Origin of the sequence: Methylobacterium sp. 37f (assembly GCF_023093475.1) — a bacterium.
Classification (GTDB): domain Bacteria; phylum Pseudomonadota; class Alphaproteobacteria; order Rhizobiales; family Beijerinckiaceae; genus Methylobacterium.
Genome location: NZ_JAGHKN010000024.1, coordinates 25,265 through 47,905, shown reverse-complemented (window position 1 = coordinate 47,905; position 22,641 = coordinate 25,265). Strand labels below are relative to the sequence as shown.

The following is a 22,641-nucleotide window of genomic DNA, read 5'->3' as shown; positions in this document are numbered from 1 at the left end:
CGGCAAGCGCGTGGGCCGGGGTGCGGGGGCCGGGCGGCCCGGCCCCCTCGAACCGATCCTAGAAGTAAGGCCCGAACGGCGGACGCGGGCGATAATATCCGTAGCGCGGTCCGTAGAACGGCCGGGGGCTGTAGAACGGCCGGGGGCTGTAGAACGGACGCGGACGATAATAGCCGTAGGGGCGGTACATCGGCCGGCAATAGCCGAACCGGTTCGGGATGAAGCCGGGGCCGCAGCCATAGGCGACGGTCTCGACGGCGGCGCCCGCCAGCGTCCCGGCAGAGGCAGGGGCGATGGGCGCGGCCTGGGCGACCGGGGCGAGGCCAACGGTCCCGCCGAGCCCGAGCGCCGCAGCGAGCATCGTGCGGGCAAGCATTGTACGAGCGAGAATCGGGTGAGTCAGCGATTTCACGGACATGACGCCATGACCTTCTGCTGGTGTGACCTTTGCTGTTCTTGATCTTCCGGCTTCTCGAAGGCCGCGGGACTATCGCGAAGCTACAGACCCTCCTGACGCCGGAAGAGCTTCATCCTGCCGGAAGGTTGCTGAACGCTCGCTGACGGGGCGCGGTTCACCGGGCCGCAACGGGGCTGGCGGTGCCGGGCCGCGCGGCCCAGCGCAGGATGCGCCGGCGGGCGGGCTCCTCGAGGCCGAGATGCAGGGCGAGGCTGAGCGCGAAGCTGAGCGCGGTGGCGAGCCCCGCCCCGAGCCAGGGCGCGGCGGCAAGCCGGCCCCCGAGGGCGATCCGGTCGAGGCTGTTCACCAGGGCATAGGCCGGGACGTGGATGAGGTAGAGGGCGAAGGAGATCCGGCCCAGGAACACGAAGGCGGGCGCCACCAGGGGGCCGGAGCGGATCTGCGCGCCGGCCAGGATCAGGGGCGCCCAGGCCAGGGCGGTCAGCCCGTTGTGCAGCAGCACCTCGGGCAGGATGGGTGCCGCTGCAACGAGGCCAAAGGCGGCCACCGCCGCGCTCCCGAGGAGGGCGGCCGTCGGGATGCGCCGGCGGGTCCAGGCCACGTAGAGGAGGAGCCCGGCGACGAATTCCGGCAGGCGCAGCAGGGGATTGTACTTGATCGCCTGGGCCAGCAGCACCGGTCCCGGTCCCCCCGCCTCGGGCCCGATCAGCGACACGCCGGGGGCGTAATGCGCGAAGGCGAGGCCGGCTCCGCCGGTCAGGACGATCCAGGCGCCGAGGGTCAGGCGCGCGATGCGGCCCGGCGCGCCGAGCACCAGGGGCAGCAGGGCGGGAAACAGCGCGTAGAAGAACAGCTCCACCGAGACCGACCAGCTCGGGCAGTCGAGGGCGCAGGCCGCGCCCGGCACCCAGGCGTGGAGACCGAGCGGTGCCAGGACCGCGCTCGCGGCCATCAGCCCCTGCAGCGGCGGGGCCGACTTGGCGACCCAGCTGACGAACCAGGGCAGGGCCAGTACGAGGGCCAGCAGGTAGACCGGCATGACCCGGGCCACCCGCGCCCAACGGAAGCGAACGCGGGCGGCCCGGTCGCGGAGGTCTACGGCGCTGTAGGTGTAGGCCAGGATGAAGCCCGAGAGCAGGAAGAAGAAGGTCACGCCGGAATATCCGAGGCGGATCGGGGCCGGCACCGCGGCGTCGGCGAAGAACGCGCCCGCATAGTGGAAGGCCAGCACGAAGGCGGCGGCCACGAAGCGCAGGGCGGTGAGTGCCGGCAGCGGCGTCACCGGCGGATGGGCCTGAGACGGGCGCGGGCCGCTCACCGCGGCCGGCTCCCGACCACCCGTCCGGCGGCCCCGAAGCGCAGGCCGAGGACCGAGAGGGCGAGCAGGAAGAACAGCGCGTTGGTGGCCTGGTAGAACACCGATTCGAACACCCCCACCATCAGGCCGAACAGCCAGATCCGCAGGAACAGCAGCCGCAGCGGGTCGAGGGCGGACCCTGCGCCGTCCTGGCGCTGGGCCTGAAGATCCGAGACCGGCGCCAGAATCATCCACCACACCGTGAGGGCGAGGCCGGGCAGGCCGCTCTCCAGGGCGGTGTTGAGGTAGCCGTCATGGGCGTCGGTGGCGCGGTTGACCCAGGTCGTTGCATCGCCGCCGCCGCCGTAGAACACGCTTTCCCAGAAGGCCCCGTAGCCGAAGCCGGTCAGCGGCTTCTTGGCGATGTTGTCGAGGGCGAAGCTCCAGATCTCGGTGCGGCCGGTATAGGTCGGGTCGGCGGCGAGGCTCGCGACCAGCGCTCCGACGCCCGGCACCATCACCGAGCCCACCGTGAGCACCAGCAGCAGCGCCAGGGGCCCGAGGAGCACCAGCCGGCGCCAGGCGCCCGAGGCGGAGCGGGTGCAGGCCCAGGTCAGACCGAGCACCGCCGGGGTCATGACCATCGAGGTCTTGGCGTTGGTAAAGACGAGAAACACGCCCGCCAGCACCACCACGGTGGTGCCGAGGATGCGCTGGCCCATCGCGGCCCAGAACAACCCGACGATGATGAACAGGCTCATGGCCGCGCCGGCGCCGTTCTTGTGCGCGAAGACGCCGCGCCAGCTCCCCGCGTGTTCGGGCTCGATCAGGTCGAGGGCGGTGTGCATCGCGCGCTCGGGCACCACCACGAGGCCAAGGTAGCAGAGCGCCAGCACCAGGAGCACGCTGCCGCCGAGGGCCTGGGCGAACTGGCGCGCGTCGCGGGCGAGCACCAGCACGCTCACCACCCCGCCGAACATGATGACGAGGGAGATCAGGCGCCGTGCCGAGACGGCGGGCTCGATGGAGAGGGCGGTGGAGACGCCGATCCAGCCCAGCGTCGCCAGGATCGGCAGGGTGGCCAGTGGCCGCAGGGCCTCCCGCCCGCGCCAGGCCAGCACGGCCACGGCGAGTCCGCCCATCGCCAGATACAGCACTTGGTTGACGATGTTGCCGCCGGCCCGCGAGGCCGCGTTCTCGGCCGCCGTCCCGTCGAGGAACGGATCGGCCCCGATCAGCACGATCAGCAGGATCACGCCCATCGCCCCGATGCGCAGGGCATCGGGGAGATCCGCCCGCGCCTGCGCACCCGCGTCGGTGGCAATGCCCGTCGTCATGGTCCACTCCCGCGCTCGAAGGCCGGCAAAGACCCGCACTCTAGGGCCGCCGGTGCCGCCTGATAGGCGCGCAGAATACGTTTAAGAACCACGAAGGCCGTCTCCGTCTGCCCTCAAGGCTTGGGTTTCGGCCACGCGACGATGTCGGGCGCTCCGCTGATCGCCGCTACGATGCGCTCGCGCTCGGCCCGGCCGGCGGCGAGGCGGGCGCGTGTCGCCGCGAGGACGGCGGGACTGGCGGTGGCGGGCGTGCCCGACGCCAAAGGCGGCGCCGGCGCGTATTCGAGGCCGAGCTGGATCGCTTCCGCCTCCGGTCGGCCGGCGATCTCGGCCGCCAGTGTCAGGGCGAAGTCGATGCCGGCGGTCACTCCGCCCCCGGTGAGGAGGTTGCCGTCGCGCACCACCCGCTCGGCCACCGGGATCGCCCCGAAGGCCGCCAGGAGGTCGAGGCTGGCCCAGTGGGTGGTGGCGCGCCGGCCCCGCAGCAGCCCGGCTGCCCCGAGCACCAGGGCGCCGGTGCAGACGGACGTGACGTAGCGGGCGCGCGCCGCCTGCGCCCGCACGAAGGCGAGGACCGAAGCATCCTGCATCAGCGCATTCACCCCGATCCCGCCCGGGATGCAGAGCACGTCGAGCTGGGGGCAATCGTCGACCGTGTGCGTCGGGGTGAGCACGAGACCGGTGGAGCTGGTGACCGGCCCCGGGCCGGTGGCCACGAGGCGAACCCGGGCGTCCGGAATCCCGACGAACACCTCGTAGGGCGCGGTGAGGTCGAGCTGCTGGACGTTCGGGAAGGTGAGGAGGCCGATTTCGAGGGGCATCGCGGCAGAACTCCGGGTGTCTGGACAGGACGACCCTACTCGGCCAGGCTCCGGCCGAAATGACCAAAACCCCTCGTTTTCTGCCAGGGCGCAGCGCGGATGGTCCCCGCCGCGTCGAGATCCTGGCCTTCCGGGATGTCCAGCTCCTCGACGTGGCGGGGCCGCTCCAGGTCTTCGCCACGGCGAACGACCTCGCAGGCCCTGGCCCCGCGCCCTACGCCCTGCACGTGGTCGCGGCGGGCGGCGGCCAGCTCCGCAGCTCGGCCGGTCTCGGCCTCGCGATGGAGCCGCTTCCGTCCGCGGACCAGCCCGTCGACACCCTCGTGGTGGCGGGCGGGCGCGGCGTCGCCGGGGCGGTCGCGGGGGACCTGCCCGCCTGGGTCGCCGCCCGGGTGCCTCGGGCCCGGCGGGTGGCCTCGGTCTGCACCGGCGCCTTCCTGCTCGGGGCGGCCGGCCTCCTCGACGGGCGTCGGGCCGTGACCCACTGGACCCGCTGCGCCGAACTGGCGCGGCGCCACCCGGAGGCCCGGGTCGAGCCCGACCCCATCTTCATCCGGGACGGCGCGGTCTGGACCTCCGCCGGGGTGACGGCGGGCATCGACCTGGCGCTCGCCCTGGTGGAGGCGGATCTCGGCCGGGATGCGGCTTTGGCGGTCGCCCGGCACCTCGTGGTCTTCCTCAAGCGTCCGGGCGGCCAGTCCCAGTTCAGCACCGTCCTGGCGCTGCAATCCGGCGGCACGCGCTTCGAGGGGCTCCACGCCTGGATCGCCGACCACCTGTCCGAGGACCTGACCGTCCCGCGCCTGGCCGAGGCGGCCGGCATGAGCCCGCGCGGCTTTGCCCGCCATTATCGCGCGGCCACGGGGCTGACCCCCGCCCGCGCCCTTGAGCGCCAGCGCGTCGAGGCGGCCCGGCGGCTCCTGGCCGAGACCGCGCTCCCGCTGAAGCGGGTCGCGGAGCGCTGCGGCTTCGGCTCGGAGGAGACATTGCGGCGCAGCTTCCTGCGCCACGTGGCGGTGGCGCCCGCCTCCTACCGGCAGCGGTTCCGCGACGATGGGGAGGGGATGCCGGACGGCCGGCCCGAGGCGCCTGAGATTTGACATTCCCGGCCGCATCATCGACACCGCCGGCCGTCGCGGCATCGACCGGAACCACGGGCCGAGCGCCGGTCCGGAGCCGCGTATGTCCCCCCTGACGGCCCATCCTTCCGCATGACCGAGCGCGCCACCGTGCCTCCCCCGGCCCGCGGCCACGCCGTCGCGTTCCCGGACACCCTCCTGGCCGCTGCGACCCGGAGCCATGCCTGGGCCTGCGCCCTCCTGATCGCCCTCTGCCTCGTCTGCTTCCTGCCGGGCCTCGCCTCGCTCCAGCCCATGGACCGCGACGAGCCGCGCTTCGCCCAGGCGTCGAAGCAGATGCTCGAGACCGGCGACCTCGTCGACATCCGCTTCCAGGCGGAGGCCCGGCACAAGAAGCCGGTGGGCATCTACTGGGCGCAGGCGGCCGTCGTCGGCGCCGCCGAGGCGCTCGGCGTGCCGGACGCCCGCACCACCATCGGCCTCTACCGCATCCCGTCGCTGCTCGGCGCCATCGGGGCGGTGCTCCTCACCTACTGGTCGGCCCTGATCTTCCTGCCCCGGCGGGGGGCCTTTCTCGCCGCGGCCCTGTTCGGGGCCTGCGTCGTGCTCTCGGCCGAGGCGCGCCTCGCCAAGACCGATGCGCTCCTCTGTGCCTGCGCGGTGGCGAGCTTCGGCGGTCTCGCTCGCGCCTGGCTCCGGCGCGACCGCGCGTCCGGCCCCCTCGACACCGCCACGGTGCTGACCTTCTGGCTCGGCCTCGCCCTCGGCATCCTGATCAAGGGGCCGATGGTGCCGCTGTTCTGCGGCCTGCCGGCCCTGGTCCTCTCCGTCCGGTCGGGCTCCGGCCGCTGGCTCGGCGCCCTGCGGCCCGGCCTCGGCCTGCCCCTCACCCTGCTGATCGTGGCGCCCTGGTTCGCCGCCATCACCTGGAAGAGCGGCGGCGCCTTCTACGGGGAGGCGGTGGGCCACGACATGCTGAGCAAGGTCCAGGGCGGCTCGGAGAAGCACTTCGCCCCGCCCGGCGCCTACCTCGTGGCGTTCTTCGGCACGTTCTGGCCGGGGGCGGCCTTCGCGGCGCTCAGCGCGCCGTTTGCCTGGGGCTACCGGCGCGAGCCCGCCATCGCCTTCCTGCTCGCCTGGATCGTGCCGACCTGGATCCTGTTCGAGATCGTGCCGACCAAGCTGCCCCACTACGTGCTGCCGCTGATGCCGGCCATCGCCATCCTCACCGTGCGGGCGCTCGCCGCCGGCGCGCTGCACCCCGAGCGTCGGGGCGCGCGCCTCACCGCCGGGCTCGTGGTGCTGATTCCCGTCGGACTCACCCTCGGGCTCTCGGCCTTCGCCTTCACCTACGACCGGACCCTGCCCTGGGCCGGGCTGCCGCTGCTGCTCGGCGCCAGCGCGGTGGCGGCCCTGGCCTGGCACGCCTTCTCCCGGGGCCTGCCCGAGCGCGCGCTGGTCCTCGGCATCCTGGCCTCGATGCTGCTCTCGCCCGCCGTGTTCGGCCTGACCCAGCCGGTGATGGCCGCCCTCAAGGTCTCGCCGCGCCTCGCCGCGATCCGCGATCGCCTGCCCTGTCCGCATCCCCGCGTCGCCAGCCTCGGCTACCGCGAACCGAGCTTCGTCTTCCTGATCGGCACCGACCTCGCCATGCTGGGGACCGGCACCGAGGCCGCGGCCTTCCTGAAGGGCGAGGGTGCACCGGATACCCAGGGTGCGCCGGATGCCGGAGCCTGCCGCCTCGTCTACGTCGAGGGCCGGTTCGCGGCCGCGTTCGATGACGCCGCCCGGGCCGCCGGGCTGGTGCCGAACCGGGTCGGCACGGTCTCGGGCTTCAACATCAATGGCGGGCGCCGGGTCGATCTTTCGGCCTACGCCGTGACGCCCTAGACACGACGCCCGAGACATCCTTGGATCGAACACCCATGCGCCTCTCCGTGATCATCCCGGTGAAGAACGAGGCCGGCAACATCGCGAGCCTCGTCGCCGAACTCGAGACCGCCTGCGCCCCGCTGGCGCCCTTCGAGGTGATCTACGTCGACGACGGCTCCACCGACGGCACCGCCGAGGCCCTGAAGGCGGCCCGGGCCGGGCGGCCCTGGCTGCGGGTGCTCGCCCACGACCGCACCGCCGGCAAGGCCGCCGGCATCCGCAGTGGAATCGCCGTGGCCCGCGCCCCGGTCTGCGCCCTGATGGACGGCGACGGCCAGAACGACCCGGCCTTCCTCGCGCCCCTGCTCGACGCCATCGAGGCGGGCGGTGCGGGGGTCGGCCTCGCCCAGGGCCAGCGCATCGGGCGCAAGGACGGACGGCTGAAGACGATCCAGTCGCGCATCGCCAACGGGGTCCGGGTCCGCATCCTCCGGGATTCCACCCGCGACACCGGCTGCGGCTACAAGCTCGTGCGCCGCGACGTCTACCGCACGCTGCCCTTCTTCGACGGGCAGCACCGCTTCATGCCGGCCCTCGTCGCCCGCGAGGGCTTCAGCGTGGTCCATCGCGACGTGGTCGACCGGCCGCGCTTCACCGGCACCTCGAAATACGGCCTGTTCGACCGGCTCTGGGTCGGCCTCCTCGATCTCGCCGGGGTGTGGTGGCTGATCCGGCGCAAGCGCGTGACGCCCCGGGTCACGGACGTGACGGGAGCCTGAGCCATGCTGATCCAGCTCGCCGAGGACCTGCGCGGCTACGTCTACGACGTCTTCGTCACCCGATTCGATGCCTGGCTGGTCTTCGGCATCCTGGCCCAGGCGGTGTTCGGCGCCCGCTTCGTGGTGCAGTGGCTCGCCTCCGAGCGGGCCGGCCGAAGCGTGATGCCGCTGGCCTTCTGGTTCCTCTCCATCGCGGGCGGCCTGATGACCCTGGTCTACGGCCTGGTGCGGCGCGAGCCGGTGATCATCTTCGGCCAGGCCCTCTCGACCTTCATCTATCTCCGCAACGTCTTCCTGATCCTGCGCGAGCGCCGCGCCGCCCGGGCGGCGCTGTGACCATGGACCCGCTGCCGCCCTTCCACGACGACCTGGACGCGGCACGGGCGGAGGTCTGGCGCCTCTTGGAGGAGGGGCCCGCCTTGCGCCGCAACGCCTTCCACATGCCGGCGCTGGCCACCGTCGATGCGCAGGGCCATCCGCAGGTCCGCACCGTGGTGCTGCGGGAGGCCGATCCGGCGGCCGGAGCCCTGCGCTTCCACTGCGACCGCCGCTCCGACAAGGCGTCCGAGATCGCGGCCTCCGGGCATGCGGCCCTGCACGGCTACGATTCCGCCGCCAAGATCCAGATCCGCGCCTCCGGCCCGGCGACGCTCCACAGCGACGATGCCCTGGCCGAAGCGGCCTGGGCCGGCGCGATGGCCATGAGCCGGATCTGCTACGGCGCCGATCCCGCCCCCGGGGCGGTGCTGCCCCGCGGCGACGCCTACACCCTGCCGGATGCCGAGACGGCGCTGACCCTCGGCCGTCCGAACTTCTGCGCCGTGGTGGTGCGGGTGGCCCGCCTCGAGTTCCTCTACCTCGACCGGCGCGGCCACCGCCGGGCGGCCTGGGAGCGGGCCGGGAACTGGCGTGGATGCTGGCTGGCGCCGTGAAAATCCGCCACGCCTGAACGGGCGTGCGGGAACGGCCCCGCCGCCGGTTCCGGCGCGGGGGATGGCCAGGACACGAAACGGGAGACGCGGGACGCCGCGAAACCACGTTGTTGGAATCATAGGCCGGTCCCCCGGCGTCCCTCGGCCCGGCCCCTCGCGGGGCCGACCCTTTTCGTCACGGCGTCTTCTCGGCATCGGCGACCCGGCTCATGGCAGCCCCCCTCCGGGCTCCGACGCCCTGGCGGGCGGCGGCGTCCGGCGGCCGTCTGATCAGAGCCCGAGGCTCCGAGCCCGCCTCGTAGTGGGCGGACCGTCCGATCTCTCGTTGCGTCCCAGGGGACCGGGTCCAGCCTTGCGGCCTACCCGTCCGAGACGCCTTGCGTCGCCGATGCAGCCCGGGGCGATGGCGAAACCGGGCCATCGACGCGGGGCGCCGTCTCCTCCCCCGAGCCCCCCGACCCGGTCCGCCGGAGGGCCTCCCGTGTGGGAGGTGAGTGCCCGCACTGAACCACGGAATAGGAATATTGTCAATGTTTTTTGGTGGTCTGGCGGTGGGGCCGCCGGCGCCCGACCGGAGAAAATTCGCGACGGCCCGGTGGAATTGCGGGTTCACCGGTCCGGCAGCGCTCGTCGAGCAAAAATTCACAGCGCGGCGCGCAACCGCGCAAACCCCGCGTCGAGATCCGCCTGCAGGTCCGCAAGGTCTTCCAGGCCGATGTGGAAGCGCAGGCCCGGGCCGCCGGGGTTCCACCGGGTGGCGGTCCGATAGGTCTTGCAGTCGAACGGGATGACCAGGCTCTCGAAGCCGCCCCAGGAGAAGCCCATCCCGAACAGTTCGAGGCCGTCGAGCAGGGCCGCCACGGCCCGCTCCGGGGCGGGCTTCAGGATGACGCCGAACAGGCCCGAGGCGCCGGCGAAGTCGCGCTTCCAGAGGGCGTGGCCGGGATCGTCGGGGAGCGCGGGATGGAGCACGCGGGCCACCTCCGGCCGGGCCTGGAGCCACTGCGCCATGGCGAGCCCCTGGGCGCCGTGCTCGCGCAGGCGCAGCGCCATGGTGCGCAGGCCGCGCAGGGCCAGGAACACGTCCTCCGGGCCGGGGCACATGGCGAAATGCTCGAAGGTCCGGTGCAGGGCCGGCCAGTATTGGGCGTTGGCCGAGGTCAGGCCGAGGAGCAGGTCCGAGCCGCCGGAGAGGTACTTGGTCCCGGCCTCGACCGCGATGTCGACGCCGCGCGCATGGGGCGGGAACAGCAGCGGCGTCGCCCAGGTGTTGTCCATGATCACGGCCGCCCCGCGCGCGTGCACGATCTCGGCGATGGCCGGCACGTCCTGCATCTCGAAGCTCTGCGAGCCCGGGGCCTCGACCAGCACCGCCTTGGTGGTGTCGCGCATCAGGTCGGCGATGCCGGCGCCGATCAGGGGATCGTAGTATTCCACCGCCACCCCGAAGCGTTTCAGGACGCCGTCGCAAAAGATGCGGGTCGGGCGGTAGGCGGAATCGCTGATGAGGAGATGGTCGCCGGCCGAGACCACCGCCATCAGCGCCACCGTGAGGGCGGCGAGGCCCGAGGGGGTCAGCACCGTGCCGGCGGCCCCGGCCAGCTCGCTCCAGGCCTGGGTCAGCGAATCCGTCGTCGGCGTGCCCGAGGTGCCGTAATCGTAGCGCCCGCGCCGGTGCTGGAGGTCGTCGTAGGTCGGGAACAGCACTGTCGAGCCGCGGTAGATCGGCGTGTTGACGAAGCCGTGCTGGGCGGAGGGATCGCGCCCCGCATGGACGAGGCGGGTGCTCGCCCCGAAGCGGGCGGGGTCGCGGGGAGGGGTGTTCGACATCGGTACCGGCGGGCGAGGGGTGAGCGTGCGGCGACCGAAGCCCGCCGCACGCGCCGGCGTCAAGCCGGGCGGGCGGATCAGGCCTCCTCGTCCGTGCGCCTCAGGGGAACGACCGTCACGAGCCTGGCGACGCCATCGGCCTCGACTTGCCAGACCGAGCGCACCCAGGGCTCCCGGCCGTTCGGCGCGCGAAGCCGCCCTTCGAAGACGAGCTTGGTCGGGCCGTTTTCCGTCAGATTCTGCGGGCGTCCCTCCGTCCTGAGGACGTGGTCGGCCAGGGCGTCGGCCAGTTCCATCGGTCTGTCCAGGCTGAAGCCGAAGGTCAGGAAGAAGCGTGCCTTCGAGCCGCCCCGTGGATGGGAGAGGTCCAACAGGTAGTCGACGAGCTTGTTGTTGCGGATCGTGAACCGCGTCGGAGAGGCCGCCGGCCCGCTCAAGCCGCCCGGCGCCCGATCCGCTTGATTCCGGTGGCCCGAACCGTCGCGAGGGCGCCTTCGGGCTCGGCGAACTCGACCTCGTAGGCTGCTCCGTCCTGCCAGACGGCCACCACGGTGCCCTCCGTGCCGGCCTGGATCAGGGTTCCGTCATCCGTCCGCGCGTCGGCCAGCAGCACGACGTCATCGAGTTCCCTGAGATCGACCCCAGGCTCGTCCTTTCGCAGGAGATAGAAGACTTCGACGGACATGGGCGAAGGATATCCGGCGCGCGCCGGCCGGACAAGCCACGCGGCCCGATCCTTTGGTCTTGGACCCGACGCCGTGGTCTTGGACCCGACGCCGTGGTCTCGGACCCGACGCCGTGGTCTCGGACCCGACGCCGTGGTCCCCGGCTTGACCCCGGCGCGCGATGCCCTGCAATGCGCGCATGCGATCCCTGTCGATCCCGCTTCTCGTCGCCCTGCTCGCCGCGTCTCCGGTGCTGACCCGGACTGCGGCGCTCGCGCAAGGCGATACCCTGGCCCAGGTCAAGGCGCGCGGGCACCTCGTCTGCGGGGTCAGCGGCGGGGTGGCGGGGTTCAGCATGCCGGACGGGCAGGGGCGCTGGCACGGGCTCGACGTGGATTTCTGCCGGGCGCTCGCCGCCGCGATCTTCGACGATCCGGACCAGGTGCGCTTCATCCCGCAATCCTCGGCCGCGCGCTTCACCGCCCTGCAATCGGGCGAGATCGACGTGCTCGCCCGCAACACCACCTGGACCCTGTCGCGCGACACCGCCGCGATGAACTTTCCGGTGATCACCTTCTTCGACGGCCAGGGATTCCTGGTCCGAAAATCCCTCAACATCACGGCCGTCAAGCAGCTCGACCGGGCCACGATCTGCCTGCAGCAGGGCACCACCACGGAGCTGAACACCGCCGACTGGTTCCGCACCCGCGGGCTGACCTACCAGGTGGTCACCTTCGCCAACAGCGAGCAGACGCTCGGCGCCTACGAATCCGGCCGCTGCGACGCCTATTCCACCGACAAGTCCTCCCTCTACGGCGAGCGCCTGAAGACCGCGCATCCGGAGGAGCATGTCATCCTCGCGGAGGCGATCTCGAAGGAGCCCTTCGCGCCGGGCGTGCGCCAGGGCGACGATGCCTGGCGCGACCTCGTGGCCTGGACCCACTACGCCATGATCGACGCGGAGGAGGCGGGTATCGGCCAGGCCAACGTCGAGGCGCTCCGGACGGAGACCCTGAGTCCGGACGTGAAGCGCATCCTCGGTGTCGAGGGCACCTACGGGCAGGGCCTTGGGCTGACCACCGACTGGGCCTACCGGATCGTCCGTCACGTGGGCAATTACGGCGACGTCTTCGCCCGCAACCTCGGCGACGCGACGCCCCTGAAGATCCCGCGCGGGCTGAACGCGCTGTGGACCAACGGGGGCCTGCATTACGGGCCGCCGATCCGGTGAGGGCGGGGGCAAGACGGGACCCATGGGCGCAAGCCCTCTTCCCTCTGCGGGAGAGGGTGCCTGCGGAGCAGGCGGGAGAGGGGGCGACCTCACCGGACATGTCACAGCCCCTCTCCCGGTCGCTCCGCGACCACCCTCCCCCGCAGAGGGAGGGTTTTGCGCTCCGCAGGTCGGCACATGCGTAAGGCCCCCCGCGCCCTCGCGCTCCAGGCTCTCGTCGTGCTCGCACTGGCGGCGCTGGCCTATGCGGCGGCCACCAACGCGTCCGAAAAGCTCGCGCGCCAGGGCATCGCCGCCGGGTTCGGCTTCCTCGGGCGCCCGGCGGGGTTCGACATCAGCCAGCGGCTGATCTCCTACGCCGCCGCGACCTCGACCTATCGCGACGCGTTCGTGGTCGGGCTCCTCAACACCCTGCTGGTCTCGGGCCTCGCCATCGGGCTCGCCACGCTCATCGGCTTTGCCGTCGGCATCGCCCGGCTCTCGCCGAACTGGCTCGCGCGGACGCTCGCGGCGATCTACGTCGAGACCCTGCGCAACCTGCCGCTGCTGCTGCAGCTCCTCGTCTGGTACGTGGCCGTGCGGGTGGCCCTGCCCGAAGCGCGCGACCCGGCGGCCTGGGGCGGGGCGTATCTGAGCCAGCGCGGGCTGGTCCTGCCACGACCTGAGTTTTCCGGGGTTGCCTGGCTGGTGCCCCTGACCTTCGTGGCGGGGATCGGCGCGGCGGTCGCCTGGACCCGGCGCGCCAACCGGCGCGTCGCGGCCGGGGCCGAAGCCGGTCCGGTCGCGGGGCCGGGCCTCGCCCTGGTGCTCGGCCTGCCGGCCCTGGCCTGGATCGGTCTCGGCCTCTCCGGTCATCCCGTGCCGGTCGCGTGGCCGGCGCCCGGTCCCTACGGGCCGGACGGCGGGCTCGGGGTGCTGCCGGAATTCGCCGCCCTGCTCCTCGGGCTCTCCACCTACACGGCGGCCTTCATCGCCGAGATCGTGCGCGCCGGCCTCAACAGCGTGGATCGCGGACAGGGGGAGGCGGCGGCGGCCCTCGGCCTGAGCCGGGCCAAGGCCCTGGCGCTCGTCACCATCCCGCAGGCCATGCGGGTGATCGTGCCGCCGCTCACCAGCCAGTATCTCAACATCACGAAGAACTCGTCGCTGGCGGTGCTGATCGGCTATCCCGACCTCGTCCACGTCTTCATGGGCACGGTGCTCAATCAGACCAACCAGGCGGTGGAGGTCGTGACCATCACCATGGCGGTCTACCTGACCCTGAGCCTCGGCCTCGCCGCCCTGATGAACGCCTATAACCGCCGTGCGGCCCCGGTGACGCGATGAAACCGGTGAGCCGATGGAAACCGGTGAGCCGATGAAACCGGTGACGCGATGACGGTGATCCGCGAGACCCTGCTGCCCCCGGCTCCGCCGCCGCGCCGGACCGGCGGCCCCCTCGGCTGGCTGCGGCAGAACCTGTTCGAAGGGTGGGGCAACACGCTGACCACGCTGGTGATCCTGGCCGGGCTGGCGCTCCTGCTGCCGCCCGTGATCCGCTTCCTCGTCACCGACGCGGTCTGGAGCGGGACGTCGGGCGAGGCCTGCCGGCCGGAAATCGCCGGGCACCCGGTCGGCGCCTGCTGGGCCTTCATCGGCAACAAGATCAACTACCTCGTCTACGGCTCCTACCCGGCGGCGGAGCGCTGGCGCCCGGACCTGTTCTTCGGGCTCGTGGCGCTCAGTGCGGTCTGGATGCTGTGGCTCGATGCGCCCAAGCGCGGCCTCGGGGCCGTCTTCGTCTTCCTGGTCGGCCCGATCCTGTCGTTCTGGCTGCTCTCGGGCGCCGAATTCCTCAGCCTCGCCCCGATCGCCACCAGTCTGTGGGGCGGCATGCTGGTGACCCTGGTGGTCTCGCTGGTCGGCATCGTCGCCGCGCTGCCGCTCGGCATCCTGTTGGCGCTGGGGCGGCGCTCCGCGCTGCCGGTGCTGCGCTATGCCTGCATCGGCTTCATCGAGTTCTGGCGCGGGGTGCCGCTGATCACCGTGCTGTTCATGGCCAACGTGATGCTGCCGCTGTTCCTGCCCGGCGACCTCACCGTGGACCGGCTGGTCCGCCCGCTCATCGGCATCGCGCTGTTCGCCTCCGCCTACATGGCCGAGGTGGTGCGCGGCGGCCTGCAGGCGATACCCGAGGGACAGGGGCGGGCGGCCCTGGCGCTGGGACTGACGCGGGCGCAGACCCTGCGCCTCGTCATCCTGCCCCAGGCCCTCAAGGTGGTGGTGCCCGGCATCGTCAACACGCTGATCGGCCTGTTCAAGGACACCACCCTGGTCTCGATCGTGGGCATCGCCGACTTCATCCGGGTGCTGGAGGCGGCGCGCGCCGATCCGCGCTGGTCGGCCCCGACCATTCCCGCCACGGCCTACGCCTTCGCGGCCCTGTTCTACCTCGCGGTCTGCTTTTCGATGGCGCGCTATGCCGCCTTCATCGAGCGGCGGCTGGCCGCCGGCGAGCGGGGCCGGGCATGACGCCCGCCGATCCAGCCCCGCCCGCACTCGAGTTCCACGGCGTGAACAAGTGGTTCGGCGCCACCCACGTGCTGCGCGACGTCTCCCTCACGGTCGCCGAATCGGAAAAAATCGTCATCTGCGGCCCCTCGGGCTCGGGCAAGTCGACCCTGATCCGCTGCGTCAACGGCCTCGAATCCTATCAGGGCGGCACCCTCCGGGTCGCCGGCCAGGATCTCACCCCGGCCCGCATTCCGGCGGTGCGGCGCGCCGTCGGCATGGTGTTCCAGCACTTCAACCTGTTCGCGCACCTCACCGTGTTGGAGAACTGCACCCTGGCGCCGATCCACGGGCGCGGGATCGGGCGCCGGGCGGCCGAGGCCCGGGCGCGCGCGGAACTCGAGCGTCTCGCCATCGCGGATCTGGCGCCGCGCCATCCCGGCCAGCTCTCCGGCGGGCAGCAGCAGCGGGTCGCCATCGCCCGCGCCCTCTGCCTCGACCCGGCGGTGATGCTGTTCGACGAGCCGACCTCGGCCCTCGATCCCGAGATGGTGCAGGAGGTGCTCGACACCCTGACGGACCTGGCGGCCCGCGGCATGACCCTGCTCTGCGTCACCCACGAGATGGGTTTCGCCCGCCGCGTCGCCGACCGGGTGGTGTTCATGGACGAGGGCCAGATCGTCGAGGTCGCGCCGCCGGACGCGTTCTTCGACCGGCCCGAGCATCCCCGCACTCGGGATTTTCTCGCGCGTCTTCTCTGAGGGGCGGTCAGGGGCGCGCCTGCGCGCGACCTTTTTGGCTGGAAGGCCGCGCCAGCGCGAAACCGTTTTGGTTGGAAGGCCGCGCCAGCGCGGCACGGGAGTTGTGCCGGCGCAGGAAGTTTTCGCGAAGACGTGTGCTCCGGTTCGTTAACGCAGACCCGCTAAATCCTGTCTCGCACTCGCGTATTCGGGAAGCTCGTCGCTTGCGTATCCTGCGGAACATCGTCGTCGGCAGCATCTTCGGCGGCAGCGCCCTGGTCATCGCCTTCGCCTGCGTCGACCGGCTCGACCATCCGGCGCCCGTCCGCGCCACCGCCCCGGTGGCGGCGCTCACCCGCCTCAGCCTGCCCGAGCCAAGCATGACGGGATCGCTGCCGGTGGAGACCGGCCCCTCGATCCGCGACATCCTCGGGCGCGACCCGGTCGCCCGCGCGACGGTGACCCGTCCGCCGGTGCCCCGGGCCTCCACCGCCCGCGAGACCACCACACGCGAGACGGCCGCCCGCGAGGCGGCGGGCCGGCCCCCGGCCAAGCCCGTGGCCAAGGTCGCCGCCGTGGCGCCCGCGAAGCCGGCCAGGAAGGCCGCCGAGGGCTTCGACACCGAGCGCCTGAACGCCCTCATGCGCGGCGACCCCACCGTCACGCTGGCGCGTAGCCGCTGAGTGCGCTCGCGCACCCTGCGCCGTCCCGCACCGGCGCGGCCGTGCGAAGCGGGCTGACGGGCTTGCTATAAGCCCCACCCGGTCCCCTTCCGGGCCGTGGCGGGCCGACGGGCCCGCGAGGGGAGGCGGCCTTTGGGTCTGATCTACGCGCTCGGCGCCTATCTGAGCTGGGGCCTGGTGGTCCCGGTGCATTTCCGCCTGCTCGACGCCGTGCCGGCCCCGAGCATCCTGGCCCACCGCATCGTCTGGTCGAGCCTCCTCGTCGCCGGCCTGCTGGTGGCGCTCCGCCGCCGCATCCGCTCTCCCTTCCCCCTGGTGCGCCGGCACGGGCTCCTGGTCCTGTCGGCCGGGCTGATCGGCGTGAACTGGCTCCTCTATCTCCGGGCCGTGCAATCCGGGCACATGCTCGATGCCAGCCTCGGCTACTTCATCAACCCGCTGGTGAGCGTGGCTCTGGGCGCCGTGGTGCTCGGCGAGCGCCTGCGCCCGGTCCAGGCCGCGGCCGTGGCGCTGGCCGCCGGCGCCGTGCTGCTGGCCGTCGTCCTGGCGGGCAGCCTGCCCTGGGTCTCCCTGGCGCTGGCCGGCAGCTTCTCGCTCTACGGGCTCGCCCGCAAGGTCGTCGGCGTCGACCCCATGGTGGGCTTCGCCGCCGAGACGCTGCTGCTCCTGCCGGTGGCGCTGGTCTATCTCGCGGTCTTCGCGCCGCCGGTGATCCAGGGCGACCCCGTGCGGGCCGGGCTCATCCTGCTCACGGGAGCCACCACGGCCCTGCCGCTGATCTGGTTCGCGGCCGCCGCCGAGCGGCTCACCCTGGCGACCCTCGGGCTGATGCAGTACCTCGCCCCCTCCTGCCTCCTCGTCCTCAGCACCCTCGTGTACGGCGAGCGGCTGGAGCCGCACCGCATGGTGCTGTTCGGGCTGATCTGGCTGGCGCTGGCGATCTACGCGGCCGATGCCACCCGTGCCGCCCGGCAGGCGCGGAGCGCCTGAGGACCGTCCGGGTGAGCGGACCCCGGACGCCGTCGTGTCACCGCTCGATCCGCCCTGTGGTTTCGCATAGGATTGACGCACGGCCGATTCCGGAGACCGCCATGTCGCTGACCGCGCTTCTCGTGCCGACCTATCGAAACATGCTGGCGACCCTCGCCGGGCTGCTGGACACGGTCGAACGGCAGGCGCCGACCCGGGCCGAAAGCCTGCTGTCGGCGCGCCTCGCCACCGATATGCTGCCGCTGGCGGCCCAGTTGCGATTCGCCGCCTTCCTGGCGCAGGAAGCGACCTTCCGCCTGCGCGGGCAGCCCATTCCTTCGTCGCTCGATGCGGTGGCGGCCGAGGGGCGTCAGGCCGGCGACGTTCCCGGATCCTTCGCCCAGGCGCGGGGCCGGATCGGCGAGGCCTTGTCCCATCTGGACGATCTGGCCGACGACGCGCTCGACGCGGGGGCAACGGCGCCGATCGCGATCGAGCTTCCGGGCGGCCCGACCTTCGACATGACGGGCGAAACCTACGCGCGCGACTGGGCGCTGCCGCAATTCTACTTCCACGTCATCACGGCTTACGCCATCCTGCGGAACCACGGGATCGCAATCGGCAAGGCCGATTACGTGCCGCACATGTTCGCCTATCTCAGGTCCGCACCGGCGGCGTCGGCCCAGGTAGAGCCCGGCGACGCGCGGTCCTGAATCCTGCGGGCTCTCCGATCGGAGCCCGCGCCGAGCGACCCGCGGGGAGGCGCCATGCTGACCAACCGCATCACCGACATCGCCGGCCTCCGGGTCGGCCACGCCACCGATCTGCGGCTCGCCAGCGGCGTCACCGCGCTCCTGTTCGACGCGCCCGTGGTGGCCGGAATCGACGTGCGCGGCGGCGGTCCCGGCACCCGCGAGACCGACCTTCTCGATCCCGAGCGCACCGTGGCGCGCATCGACGCCCTGGTGCTGTCCGGCGGCTCGGCCTTCGGCCTCGACGCGGCGGCCGGCGTCGTCGCCCACCTCGCCGAGACCGGGCGGGGCTTCGCGATCGGCCCGGCCCGGGTGCCGATCGTGCCGGCCGCGATCCTGTTCGATCTCCTCAATGGCGGCGACAAGGCCTGGGGCCGGTACGCGCCCTATCGCGATCTCGGCCATGCGGCGGCGGTAGCGGCGACGCGGGATTTCGCCCTCGGTTCGGTCGGGGCCGGGACCGGGGCGGCCACCGCCAACCTGAAGGGCGGGATCGGCTCCGCCTCGGCCGAGGTCGCCGGCCTCGATCCCACGGGCCTCGATCCTGCTGATTGGCCCGTCCGGGTCGGGGCGCTGGTGGCGGTGAACGCCTTCGGCCGGGTGACGCTGGGGGAGGGGCCGCATTTCTGGGCCGGCGCCGACGAGATCGGCGCCGAGTTCGGGGGCCTCGGGTGTCCCGCCGCGATGCCGGCCGATGCGTTCACCTGGCCCCCGCGCAAGGGGTCGGCCGGGGCCAGCACGACGCTCGCGGTGGTGGCCACCGACGCGACCCTCACCAAGGCCCAGGCCCGCCGCCTCGCCGTGATGGCCCAGGACGGTCTCGCCCGGGCGATCCGCCCCATCCACACGCCGCTCGACGGCGACGTCGTCTTCGCGGTCTCCACCGGGCGGGTGGCGCTCGCCGACCCCGTCATCGACCTCGCCCGCATCGGCGACGCGGCCGCCCGGACCTTGGCGCGCGCCGTGGCGATCGGCGTCCATCGCGCCACGACCCCGCCGGGATTCGCCGGACCGCCGGCCTGGCGCGACCGGTTCGGGGGGTGACCGGTTCAGACCCGGTCTTGGCATTGGATCGGGCCGAATCCGGCCTTGGGCACCAGGTCTGGCCGAGCCCCGCCTTGGGCATCAGGTGGGGCCGAGTTCGGCCTTGGGCATCAGGTTTGGCCGAGTTCGGCCTTGGCATCCGCGATGAGGCCGGCGAGGCCGGCATCGACCTCGGCGCCGAGCATGCGGCGCTCGGCCTCCGTCAGGTCGGCGGCCCAGCCGCGCTGACCGAAGCCTTCGGCGCACTTGGCCCGCTCGGCCGTGAGATAGGCTTCGGTCTCCGCGGGCTGCGTCCGCATCGCCTGGACCAGGCCGAACCAGGCCGCGCGCTCCACCACCGCGAGGCGGGCGCGCAGGCGGATCATCACCGCGCGTTCGGGATCGATGTCATCCATGCTGTGTCCGGTATCCCTGGCGTGTCCGGTATTCCTGGCGTGTCCGGTATTCCTGGCGTGTCCCGCCCTTCCGCACGGCGTCAGCGCCGCGGTTCGCACCGCGTCTTCACGTAGGTGCCCTGGTCGTTGCCGTGCCCCGCATTGGCGGCGAGCACGGGTCCCTGCATCAGGCATTCCTGCAGCGTGTGGGCGGGGCCCGTGATGATGTCGAGCGCCGTTTCCCGCGAGCAATCCGGGGCCTGGACGGTGGAGGCGCAGACGAGGGCGACGACGAGGACTGGGTTCATGACGGGATTAACTGGAACAGGCCGGCGGAGCGGCAAGGGCTGCCTTTGCCGCGGGTGGCTTTGAAGGCCTGCGACTCTTCCTCAAGCCTGCCGAACTTGTGACGATTGTCGATCGTCGTGCCGGCAGGTCTCCCTCCCGGCAGGTCTCCGTGACGGCAGGTCTCCGTGCCGGCGATCGTTCCATGTTTGTTCCATACGGAATGCCATCGACGCCCTCGCGCAGGTGATATAGGTCAAGATACCTAGGACAAAGAGCACAGGTTCTATATCCTAGGATTAAAGATAATACCTTTTCGGTGCCTTTGGAACGAAAACGGAACAAGAAAAGATTCGCCGGCTCAGCCCCCGCCCGGGGTGCGGCCCCTGGCCTGTGGATGCCGGCCTCGCGTGACGGACCGGCCGGCCGGCCCGCGTGTTAAGACCTTCGTGCAAGAGCCAGGAGGCGCGGCGGAACAGCCCCCGCGCGGGAGCCGGAGCAGGCATGACGGTCGGCATCGAGATGGGTCTGAGCATGGGGCCGGGGGCAGAGCCCGCGCGCCTCGACCTCGAGGAACTCCTGGCGACGCGTCTCCTGGTCCAGGGCAATTCCGGCTCGGGCAAGTCGCACCTGCTGCGGCGCCTGCTGGAGCAGAGCGCCGGCGCGGTGCAGCAGGTGGTGATCGATCCCGAGGGCGACTTCGTCACCCTGGCGGAGGCCTACGGCCACGTGGTGGTGGACGGCGCCCACGGGGAGGCCGACCTCCAGGCCATCGCCGCGCGGGTGCGGGCGCACCGGGTCTCGGTGGTGCTCACCCTCGAGAGCCTCGACATGGAGGCGCAGATGCGCGCGGCGGCCGCCTTCCTGGGCGGGTTGTTCGAGGCCGAGCGCACCCACTGGCACCCCGCCCTGATCGTGGTCGACGAAGCCCAGATCTTCGCGCCCGCCGCGGCCGGCGACGTCTCGGACGAGGCCCGCAAGGCGTCGCTCGGCGCCATGACCAACCTGATGTGCCGGGGCCGCAAGCGGGGCTTGGCCGGCATCATCGCGACCCAGCGCCTCGCCAAGCTCGCCAAGAACGTGGCGGCCGAGGCCACCAACTTCCTGATGGGCCGCACCTTCCTCGACATCGACATGGCCCGCGCCGCCGACCTCCTCGGCCTCGACCGGCGCGGCGCCGAGCGGTTTCGCGATCTGTCCCGCGGCGAGTTCGTGGCTCTGGGGCCGGCCCTGAGCCGGCGGCCCCTGGCGCTACGCATCGGTCCGGTGACGACCTCGGCGCGCTCCGGCTCGCCCAAGCTGGTGCCGCTGCCCGCCCCGGCCGATGCGGACCTGCGCGCCCTGATCCTCACCCGTTCGCCCGACGAGCCGGCGCAGGGCTGGGCGCCGGCCCCGCGCACGCCGCCGACCCCCCGCGCCACGCCGGCCGACCTGATGCGCGAACTCAGCGCCTACCGCCCGGAGCCGGTAGAGGCGCCCGCGCCGATGAGCGAGGAGGAGATCCGCGCCGGGCTCGACGCGGTCCTGCGCGGCATCGCCGCCGACCCGGATGCCGGCGGCCAGCCGGTGGCGGTCATCTACCAGGATTTCCTCGTGCGCTGCCGTATGCGCGGCCTCGACGGCGAGGCCATGAGCCTGGCCGCCTTCCGCCGCCGCCTCGGCGTCGCCCGCGCTGGGTTCGATGCGGACGACGACGCCCCGGGCGCGGTGGACGCGCGCTGGGAGGAGGCGCAGGCCGCCGCGGCCGCCCTGCCGGACGAGGTCCAGGGCCTGTTCCTGTTGCTGGCCCGCGCGGCGCTGGCCGGCGAGCCCTGCCCCGGCGACGAGGCCCTGGCCCGGGCGATCGGCAGCCGTTCGCCCGGCCGGGCCCGGCGCCTGCTCGCCTATGTGGAGACCCGCGGCACCATCGTGTGCCGCATGGATTACCGCGGCAACCGCATCGTCGCCCTGCCGGCCCTGGCCTGCGAGACCGCGCCGGGCGACCCGAAGGCCCCGGTCGAGACCAAATTCGGCGCCCCGGCCGCATCGCCGCCGGCCGAGGAATCCGGCCTGCCGGGCCTGTTCGCCGCCGAATAGGCCCTCGGGCGACCAGCCTCTCGGCCGAACAGACGCTTAGCCGAACAGGTTTGGAACCATCGCGGCGCGCAGCAGCTCTGCCAAGCGGTCCAGCGCCGGGGAGCGGCGCGCGGTCGAGACCCGCAGGGCGAGACCGATCCGGGGCAGCGCCGGCAGGTTCGCCGCGTCCGGTTCCAGGGCCCGCAATCCCGGCGGCAGGCCGTGCGGCACCCGCAGGGCGATGCCGAGACCGGCCCCCACCGCGGCCCAGAGGCCGCTCAGGCTCGGCGAGGTGAAGGCGACCCGCCACGGGATCGCGGCCCCGTCGAGGGCCCGCAGACCCGCCTGGCGAAACAGGCACGGCGCCGCGAAGGCGACCAGGGGCAGGGGCGTGCCGGGATCGCGCACGAAGCCGTCGCGCGGGCCGATCCAGGCCATCGGCAGATCGCGCCGGGCGAGGGGGGCCGGACCCGGCCAGAGCGCCGCCGTCGAAGCCCCGGAATCCGCGGCGACGGCGTCCCAGGCCAGCAGAAGGTCGAGACGCCCGGCCTGGAATCCCGCCAGCAGGGCGGTGTTGCCGTCCACCAGCACGTCGACCCGCACCGCAGGATGCTGGCGCGCGAACGGACCGAGGAGGTCCGGCAGCCAGGTCTCGGCGAAATCCTGCGGCAGGCCGAGGCGGACGCTGCCGGCCAGCGCCGGTTCGCGCAGCCGGGCCAGGGTCTCGTCGTTGAGGGCGAGGAGATGCCGGGCCGGACCCAGGAGGGCTTCGCCGGCCTCGGTCAGGGCGAGGCCCCGGCCGGATTTCCGGGTCAGCGGCCGGCCGACCTGAGTCTCCAGCTTGCGGAGCTGCAGGCTGACCGCCGAGGGCGAGCGGGCGAGGCGGTCGGCGGCCTTGGCGAAGCTGCCGAGATCGATCCCGGTGACGAAGCTGCGCAGGGCATCGAGGTCGAGGGCGGTCGGCGCGACCATTCGGGTTTCCCAAACG

Annotated in this window: 24 protein-coding genes; 14 read left to right on the top strand and 10 right to left on the bottom strand. The window is 72.6% G+C overall.

Annotation, left to right across the window (positions count from 1 at the left end; genetic code table 11):
• Window positions 1–58: 58 nt before the first annotated feature.
• The 4 genes from J7U37_RS16240 to J7U37_RS16225 all read right to left on the bottom strand — a co-directional run bounded on the left by J7U37_RS16240 (window position 59) and on the right by J7U37_RS16225 (window position 3,873).
• The gene (locus J7U37_RS16240; protein ID WP_247636400.1) at window positions 59–376 is read right to left on the bottom strand and encodes a hypothetical protein; all 318 of its coding nucleotides are present in this window, start codon (window positions 374–376) and stop codon (window positions 59–61) included.
• A gap of 196 nt (window positions 377–572) precedes the next feature.
• Window positions 573–1,736, bottom strand: coding sequence for an acyltransferase (locus J7U37_RS16235; RefSeq protein WP_247636388.1), 1,164 nt, complete (start codon window positions 1,734–1,736; stop codon window positions 573–575).
• Window positions 1,733–3,052: an O-antigen ligase gene (locus tag J7U37_RS16230; RefSeq protein ID WP_247636387.1), complete on the bottom strand. Its 1,320-nt coding sequence runs from the start codon at window positions 3,050–3,052 to the stop codon at window positions 1,733–1,735. The genes J7U37_RS16235 and J7U37_RS16230 overlap by 4 nt, the downstream gene beginning before the upstream one ends.
• 113 nt (window positions 3,053–3,165) lie before the next feature.
• Window positions 3,166–3,873 (bottom strand): DJ-1/PfpI family protein, encoded by a 708-nt coding sequence (locus J7U37_RS16225; RefSeq protein ID WP_247636386.1) that lies wholly within the window; start codon window positions 3,871–3,873, stop codon window positions 3,166–3,168.
• Between the two features lie 59 nt (window positions 3,874–3,932).
• On the opposite strand from J7U37_RS16225, the gene J7U37_RS16220 reads away from it, so the two are divergent.
• From J7U37_RS16220 to J7U37_RS16200, 5 genes are all read left to right on the top strand, one after another.
• Window positions 3,933–4,973: a GlxA family transcriptional regulator gene (locus J7U37_RS16220; RefSeq protein WP_247636385.1), complete on the top strand. Its 1,041-nt coding sequence runs from the start codon at window positions 3,933–3,935 to the stop codon at window positions 4,971–4,973.
• A gap of 111 nt (window positions 4,974–5,084) precedes the next feature.
• Window positions 5,085–6,842, top strand: a complete 1,758-nt coding sequence (locus J7U37_RS16215) for a glycosyltransferase family 39 protein (protein ID WP_247636384.1) — start codon at window positions 5,085–5,087, stop codon at window positions 6,840–6,842.
• A 35-nt stretch (window positions 6,843–6,877) separates the two neighbouring features.
• On the top strand, window positions 6,878–7,603 hold the full coding sequence (locus J7U37_RS16210; protein ID WP_056181183.1) for a glycosyltransferase family 2 protein: 726 nt from the start codon (window positions 6,878–6,880) through the stop codon (window positions 7,601–7,603).
• 3 nt (window positions 7,604–7,606) lie between these two features.
• Window positions 7,607–7,939 carry a lipid-A-disaccharide synthase N-terminal domain-containing protein gene (locus J7U37_RS16205; protein WP_056181186.1) on the top strand — a complete coding sequence of 111 codons (333 nt, stop codon included), beginning with the start codon at window positions 7,607–7,609 and terminating at the stop codon, window positions 7,937–7,939.
• Window positions 7,940–7,941: 2 nt separating this feature from the next.
• Entirely contained in the window at window positions 7,942–8,535 is a 594-nt protein-coding gene (locus tag J7U37_RS16200; RefSeq protein ID WP_056181190.1) for a pyridoxamine 5'-phosphate oxidase family protein, read from the top strand.
• A gap of 642 nt (window positions 8,536–9,177) precedes the next feature.
• On the opposite strand, the gene metC is transcribed toward J7U37_RS16200, so the two are convergent.
• The 3 genes from metC to J7U37_RS16185 all read right to left on the bottom strand — a co-directional run bounded on the left by metC (window position 9,178) and on the right by J7U37_RS16185 (window position 11,050).
• On the bottom strand, window positions 9,178–10,365 hold the full coding sequence (gene metC, locus J7U37_RS16195; RefSeq protein ID WP_247636383.1) for a cystathionine beta-lyase: 1,188 nt from the start codon (window positions 10,363–10,365) through the stop codon (window positions 9,178–9,180).
• Window positions 10,366–10,442: 77 nt separating this feature from the next.
• The gene (locus J7U37_RS16190) at window positions 10,443–10,802 is read right to left on the bottom strand and encodes a DUF6883 domain-containing protein (RefSeq protein ID WP_247636382.1); all 360 of its coding nucleotides are present in this window, start codon (window positions 10,800–10,802) and stop codon (window positions 10,443–10,445) included.
• Complete coding sequence (locus tag J7U37_RS16185) at window positions 10,799–11,050, bottom strand: DUF4926 domain-containing protein (protein WP_247636381.1); 252 nt, start codon at window positions 11,048–11,050, stop codon at window positions 10,799–10,801. The genes J7U37_RS16190 and J7U37_RS16185 overlap by 4 nt, the downstream gene beginning before the upstream one ends.
• A gap of 179 nt (window positions 11,051–11,229) precedes the next feature.
• Here J7U37_RS16185 and J7U37_RS16180 point away from each other — a divergent pair, with 179 nt between their 5' ends.
• From J7U37_RS16180 to J7U37_RS16145, 8 genes are all read left to right on the top strand, one after another.
• Window positions 11,230–12,261, top strand: a complete 1,032-nt coding sequence (locus J7U37_RS16180; protein ID WP_247636380.1) for an amino acid ABC transporter substrate-binding protein — start codon at window positions 11,230–11,232, stop codon at window positions 12,259–12,261.
• A 177-nt stretch (window positions 12,262–12,438) separates the two neighbouring features.
• Window positions 12,439–13,587, top strand: a complete 1,149-nt coding sequence (locus J7U37_RS16175; protein ID WP_056487206.1) for an ABC transporter permease subunit — start codon at window positions 12,439–12,441, stop codon at window positions 13,585–13,587.
• A 48-nt stretch (window positions 13,588–13,635) separates the two neighbouring features.
• Window positions 13,636–14,772, top strand: a complete 1,137-nt coding sequence (locus J7U37_RS16170; protein WP_247636379.1) for an amino acid ABC transporter permease — start codon at window positions 13,636–13,638, stop codon at window positions 14,770–14,772.
• Window positions 14,769–15,512, top strand: a complete 744-nt coding sequence (locus J7U37_RS16165) for an amino acid ABC transporter ATP-binding protein (RefSeq protein ID WP_247636378.1) — start codon at window positions 14,769–14,771, stop codon at window positions 15,510–15,512. Before J7U37_RS16170 ends, J7U37_RS16165 begins: the two co-directional genes overlap by 4 nt.
• A 203-nt stretch (window positions 15,513–15,715) precedes the next feature.
• Window positions 15,716–16,174, top strand: a complete 459-nt coding sequence (locus J7U37_RS16160; RefSeq protein ID WP_247636377.1) for a hypothetical protein — start codon at window positions 15,716–15,718, stop codon at window positions 16,172–16,174.
• A 132-nt stretch (window positions 16,175–16,306) separates the two neighbouring features.
• Window positions 16,307–17,164: an EamA family transporter RarD gene (gene rarD, locus J7U37_RS16155; RefSeq protein ID WP_056181209.1), complete on the top strand. Its 858-nt coding sequence runs from the start codon at window positions 16,307–16,309 to the stop codon at window positions 17,162–17,164.
• A gap of 101 nt (window positions 17,165–17,265) precedes the next feature.
• A complete protein-coding gene (locus tag J7U37_RS16150; RefSeq protein ID WP_056487196.1) occupies window positions 17,266–17,856 on the top strand; it encodes a DUF1993 domain-containing protein in 591 nt (196 codons plus the stop codon).
• Between the two features lie 54 nt (window positions 17,857–17,910).
• Entirely contained in the window at window positions 17,911–18,939 is a 1,029-nt protein-coding gene (locus tag J7U37_RS16145) for a P1 family peptidase (RefSeq protein ID WP_247636376.1), read from the top strand.
• 110 nt (window positions 18,940–19,049) lie between these two features.
• On the opposite strand, the gene J7U37_RS16140 is transcribed toward J7U37_RS16145, so the two are convergent.
• On the bottom strand, window positions 19,050–19,334 hold the full coding sequence (locus J7U37_RS16140; protein WP_056181223.1) for a hypothetical protein: 285 nt from the start codon (window positions 19,332–19,334) through the stop codon (window positions 19,050–19,052).
• Window positions 19,335–19,414: 80 nt separating this feature from the next.
• Window positions 19,415–19,621, bottom strand: coding sequence for a hypothetical protein (locus tag J7U37_RS16135; RefSeq protein WP_056181226.1), 207 nt, complete (start codon window positions 19,619–19,621; stop codon window positions 19,415–19,417).
• Between the two features lie 481 nt (window positions 19,622–20,102).
• Between J7U37_RS16135 and J7U37_RS16130 the strand changes: the two genes are divergently transcribed.
• A complete protein-coding gene (locus J7U37_RS16130; protein WP_247636375.1) occupies window positions 20,103–21,674 on the top strand; it encodes an ATP-binding protein in 1,572 nt (523 codons plus the stop codon).
• Window positions 21,675–21,710: 36 nt separating this feature from the next.
• Here J7U37_RS16130 and J7U37_RS16125 read toward each other — a convergent pair whose 3' ends face one another.
• On the bottom strand, window positions 21,711–22,625 hold the full coding sequence (locus J7U37_RS16125) for a LysR substrate-binding domain-containing protein (RefSeq protein WP_247636374.1): 915 nt from the start codon (window positions 22,623–22,625) through the stop codon (window positions 21,711–21,713).
• Window positions 22,626–22,641: the final 16 nt, after the last annotated feature.

Bases quoted from the DNA above. Each gene is read 5' to 3' on its own strand.
- J7U37_RS16240 (WP_247636400.1), bottom strand. From the start codon at position 376: ATGCTTGCCCGCACGATGCTCGCTGCGGCGCTCGGGCTCGGCGGGACC.
- J7U37_RS16230 (WP_247636387.1), bottom strand. From the start codon at position 3,052: ATGACGACGGGCATTGCCACCGACGCGGGTGCGCAGGCGCGGGCGGAT.
- J7U37_RS16225 (WP_247636386.1), bottom strand. From the start codon at position 3,873: ATGCCCCTCGAAATCGGCCTCCTCACCTTCCCGAACGTCCAGCAGCTC.
- J7U37_RS16220 (WP_247636385.1), top strand. From the start codon at position 3,933: ATGACCAAAACCCCTCGTTTTCTGCCAGGGCGCAGCGCGGATGGTCCC.
- J7U37_RS16215 (WP_247636384.1), top strand. From the start codon at position 5,085: ATGACCGAGCGCGCCACCGTGCCTCCCCCGGCCCGCGGCCACGCCGTC.
- J7U37_RS16210 (WP_056181183.1), top strand. From the start codon at position 6,878: ATGCGCCTCTCCGTGATCATCCCGGTGAAGAACGAGGCCGGCAACATC.
- J7U37_RS16205 (WP_056181186.1), top strand. From the start codon at position 7,607: ATGCTGATCCAGCTCGCCGAGGACCTGCGCGGCTACGTCTACGACGTC.
- J7U37_RS16200 (WP_056181190.1), top strand. From the start codon at position 7,942: ATGGACCCGCTGCCGCCCTTCCACGACGACCTGGACGCGGCACGGGCG.
- metC (WP_247636383.1), bottom strand. From the start codon at position 10,365: ATGTCGAACACCCCTCCCCGCGACCCCGCCCGCTTCGGGGCGAGCACC.
- J7U37_RS16185 (WP_247636381.1), bottom strand. From the start codon at position 11,050: ATGTCCGTCGAAGTCTTCTATCTCCTGCGAAAGGACGAGCCTGGGGTC.
- J7U37_RS16180 (WP_247636380.1), top strand. From the start codon at position 11,230: ATGCGATCCCTGTCGATCCCGCTTCTCGTCGCCCTGCTCGCCGCGTCT.
- J7U37_RS16175 (WP_056487206.1), top strand. From the start codon at position 12,439: ATGCGTAAGGCCCCCCGCGCCCTCGCGCTCCAGGCTCTCGTCGTGCTC.
- J7U37_RS16170 (WP_247636379.1), top strand. From the start codon at position 13,636: ATGACGGTGATCCGCGAGACCCTGCTGCCCCCGGCTCCGCCGCCGCGC.
- J7U37_RS16165 (WP_247636378.1), top strand. From the start codon at position 14,769: ATGACGCCCGCCGATCCAGCCCCGCCCGCACTCGAGTTCCACGGCGTG.
- J7U37_RS16150 (WP_056487196.1), top strand. From the start codon at position 17,266: ATGTCGCTGACCGCGCTTCTCGTGCCGACCTATCGAAACATGCTGGCG.
- J7U37_RS16145 (WP_247636376.1), top strand. From the start codon at position 17,911: ATGCTGACCAACCGCATCACCGACATCGCCGGCCTCCGGGTCGGCCAC.
- J7U37_RS16140 (WP_056181223.1), bottom strand. From the start codon at position 19,334: ATGGATGACATCGATCCCGAACGCGCGGTGATGATCCGCCTGCGCGCC.
- J7U37_RS16135 (WP_056181226.1), bottom strand. From the start codon at position 19,621: ATGAACCCAGTCCTCGTCGTCGCCCTCGTCTGCGCCTCCACCGTCCAG.
- J7U37_RS16130 (WP_247636375.1), top strand. From the start codon at position 20,103: ATGACGGTCGGCATCGAGATGGGTCTGAGCATGGGGCCGGGGGCAGAG.
- J7U37_RS16125 (WP_247636374.1), bottom strand. From the start codon at position 22,625: ATGGTCGCGCCGACCGCCCTCGACCTCGATGCCCTGCGCAGCTTCGTC.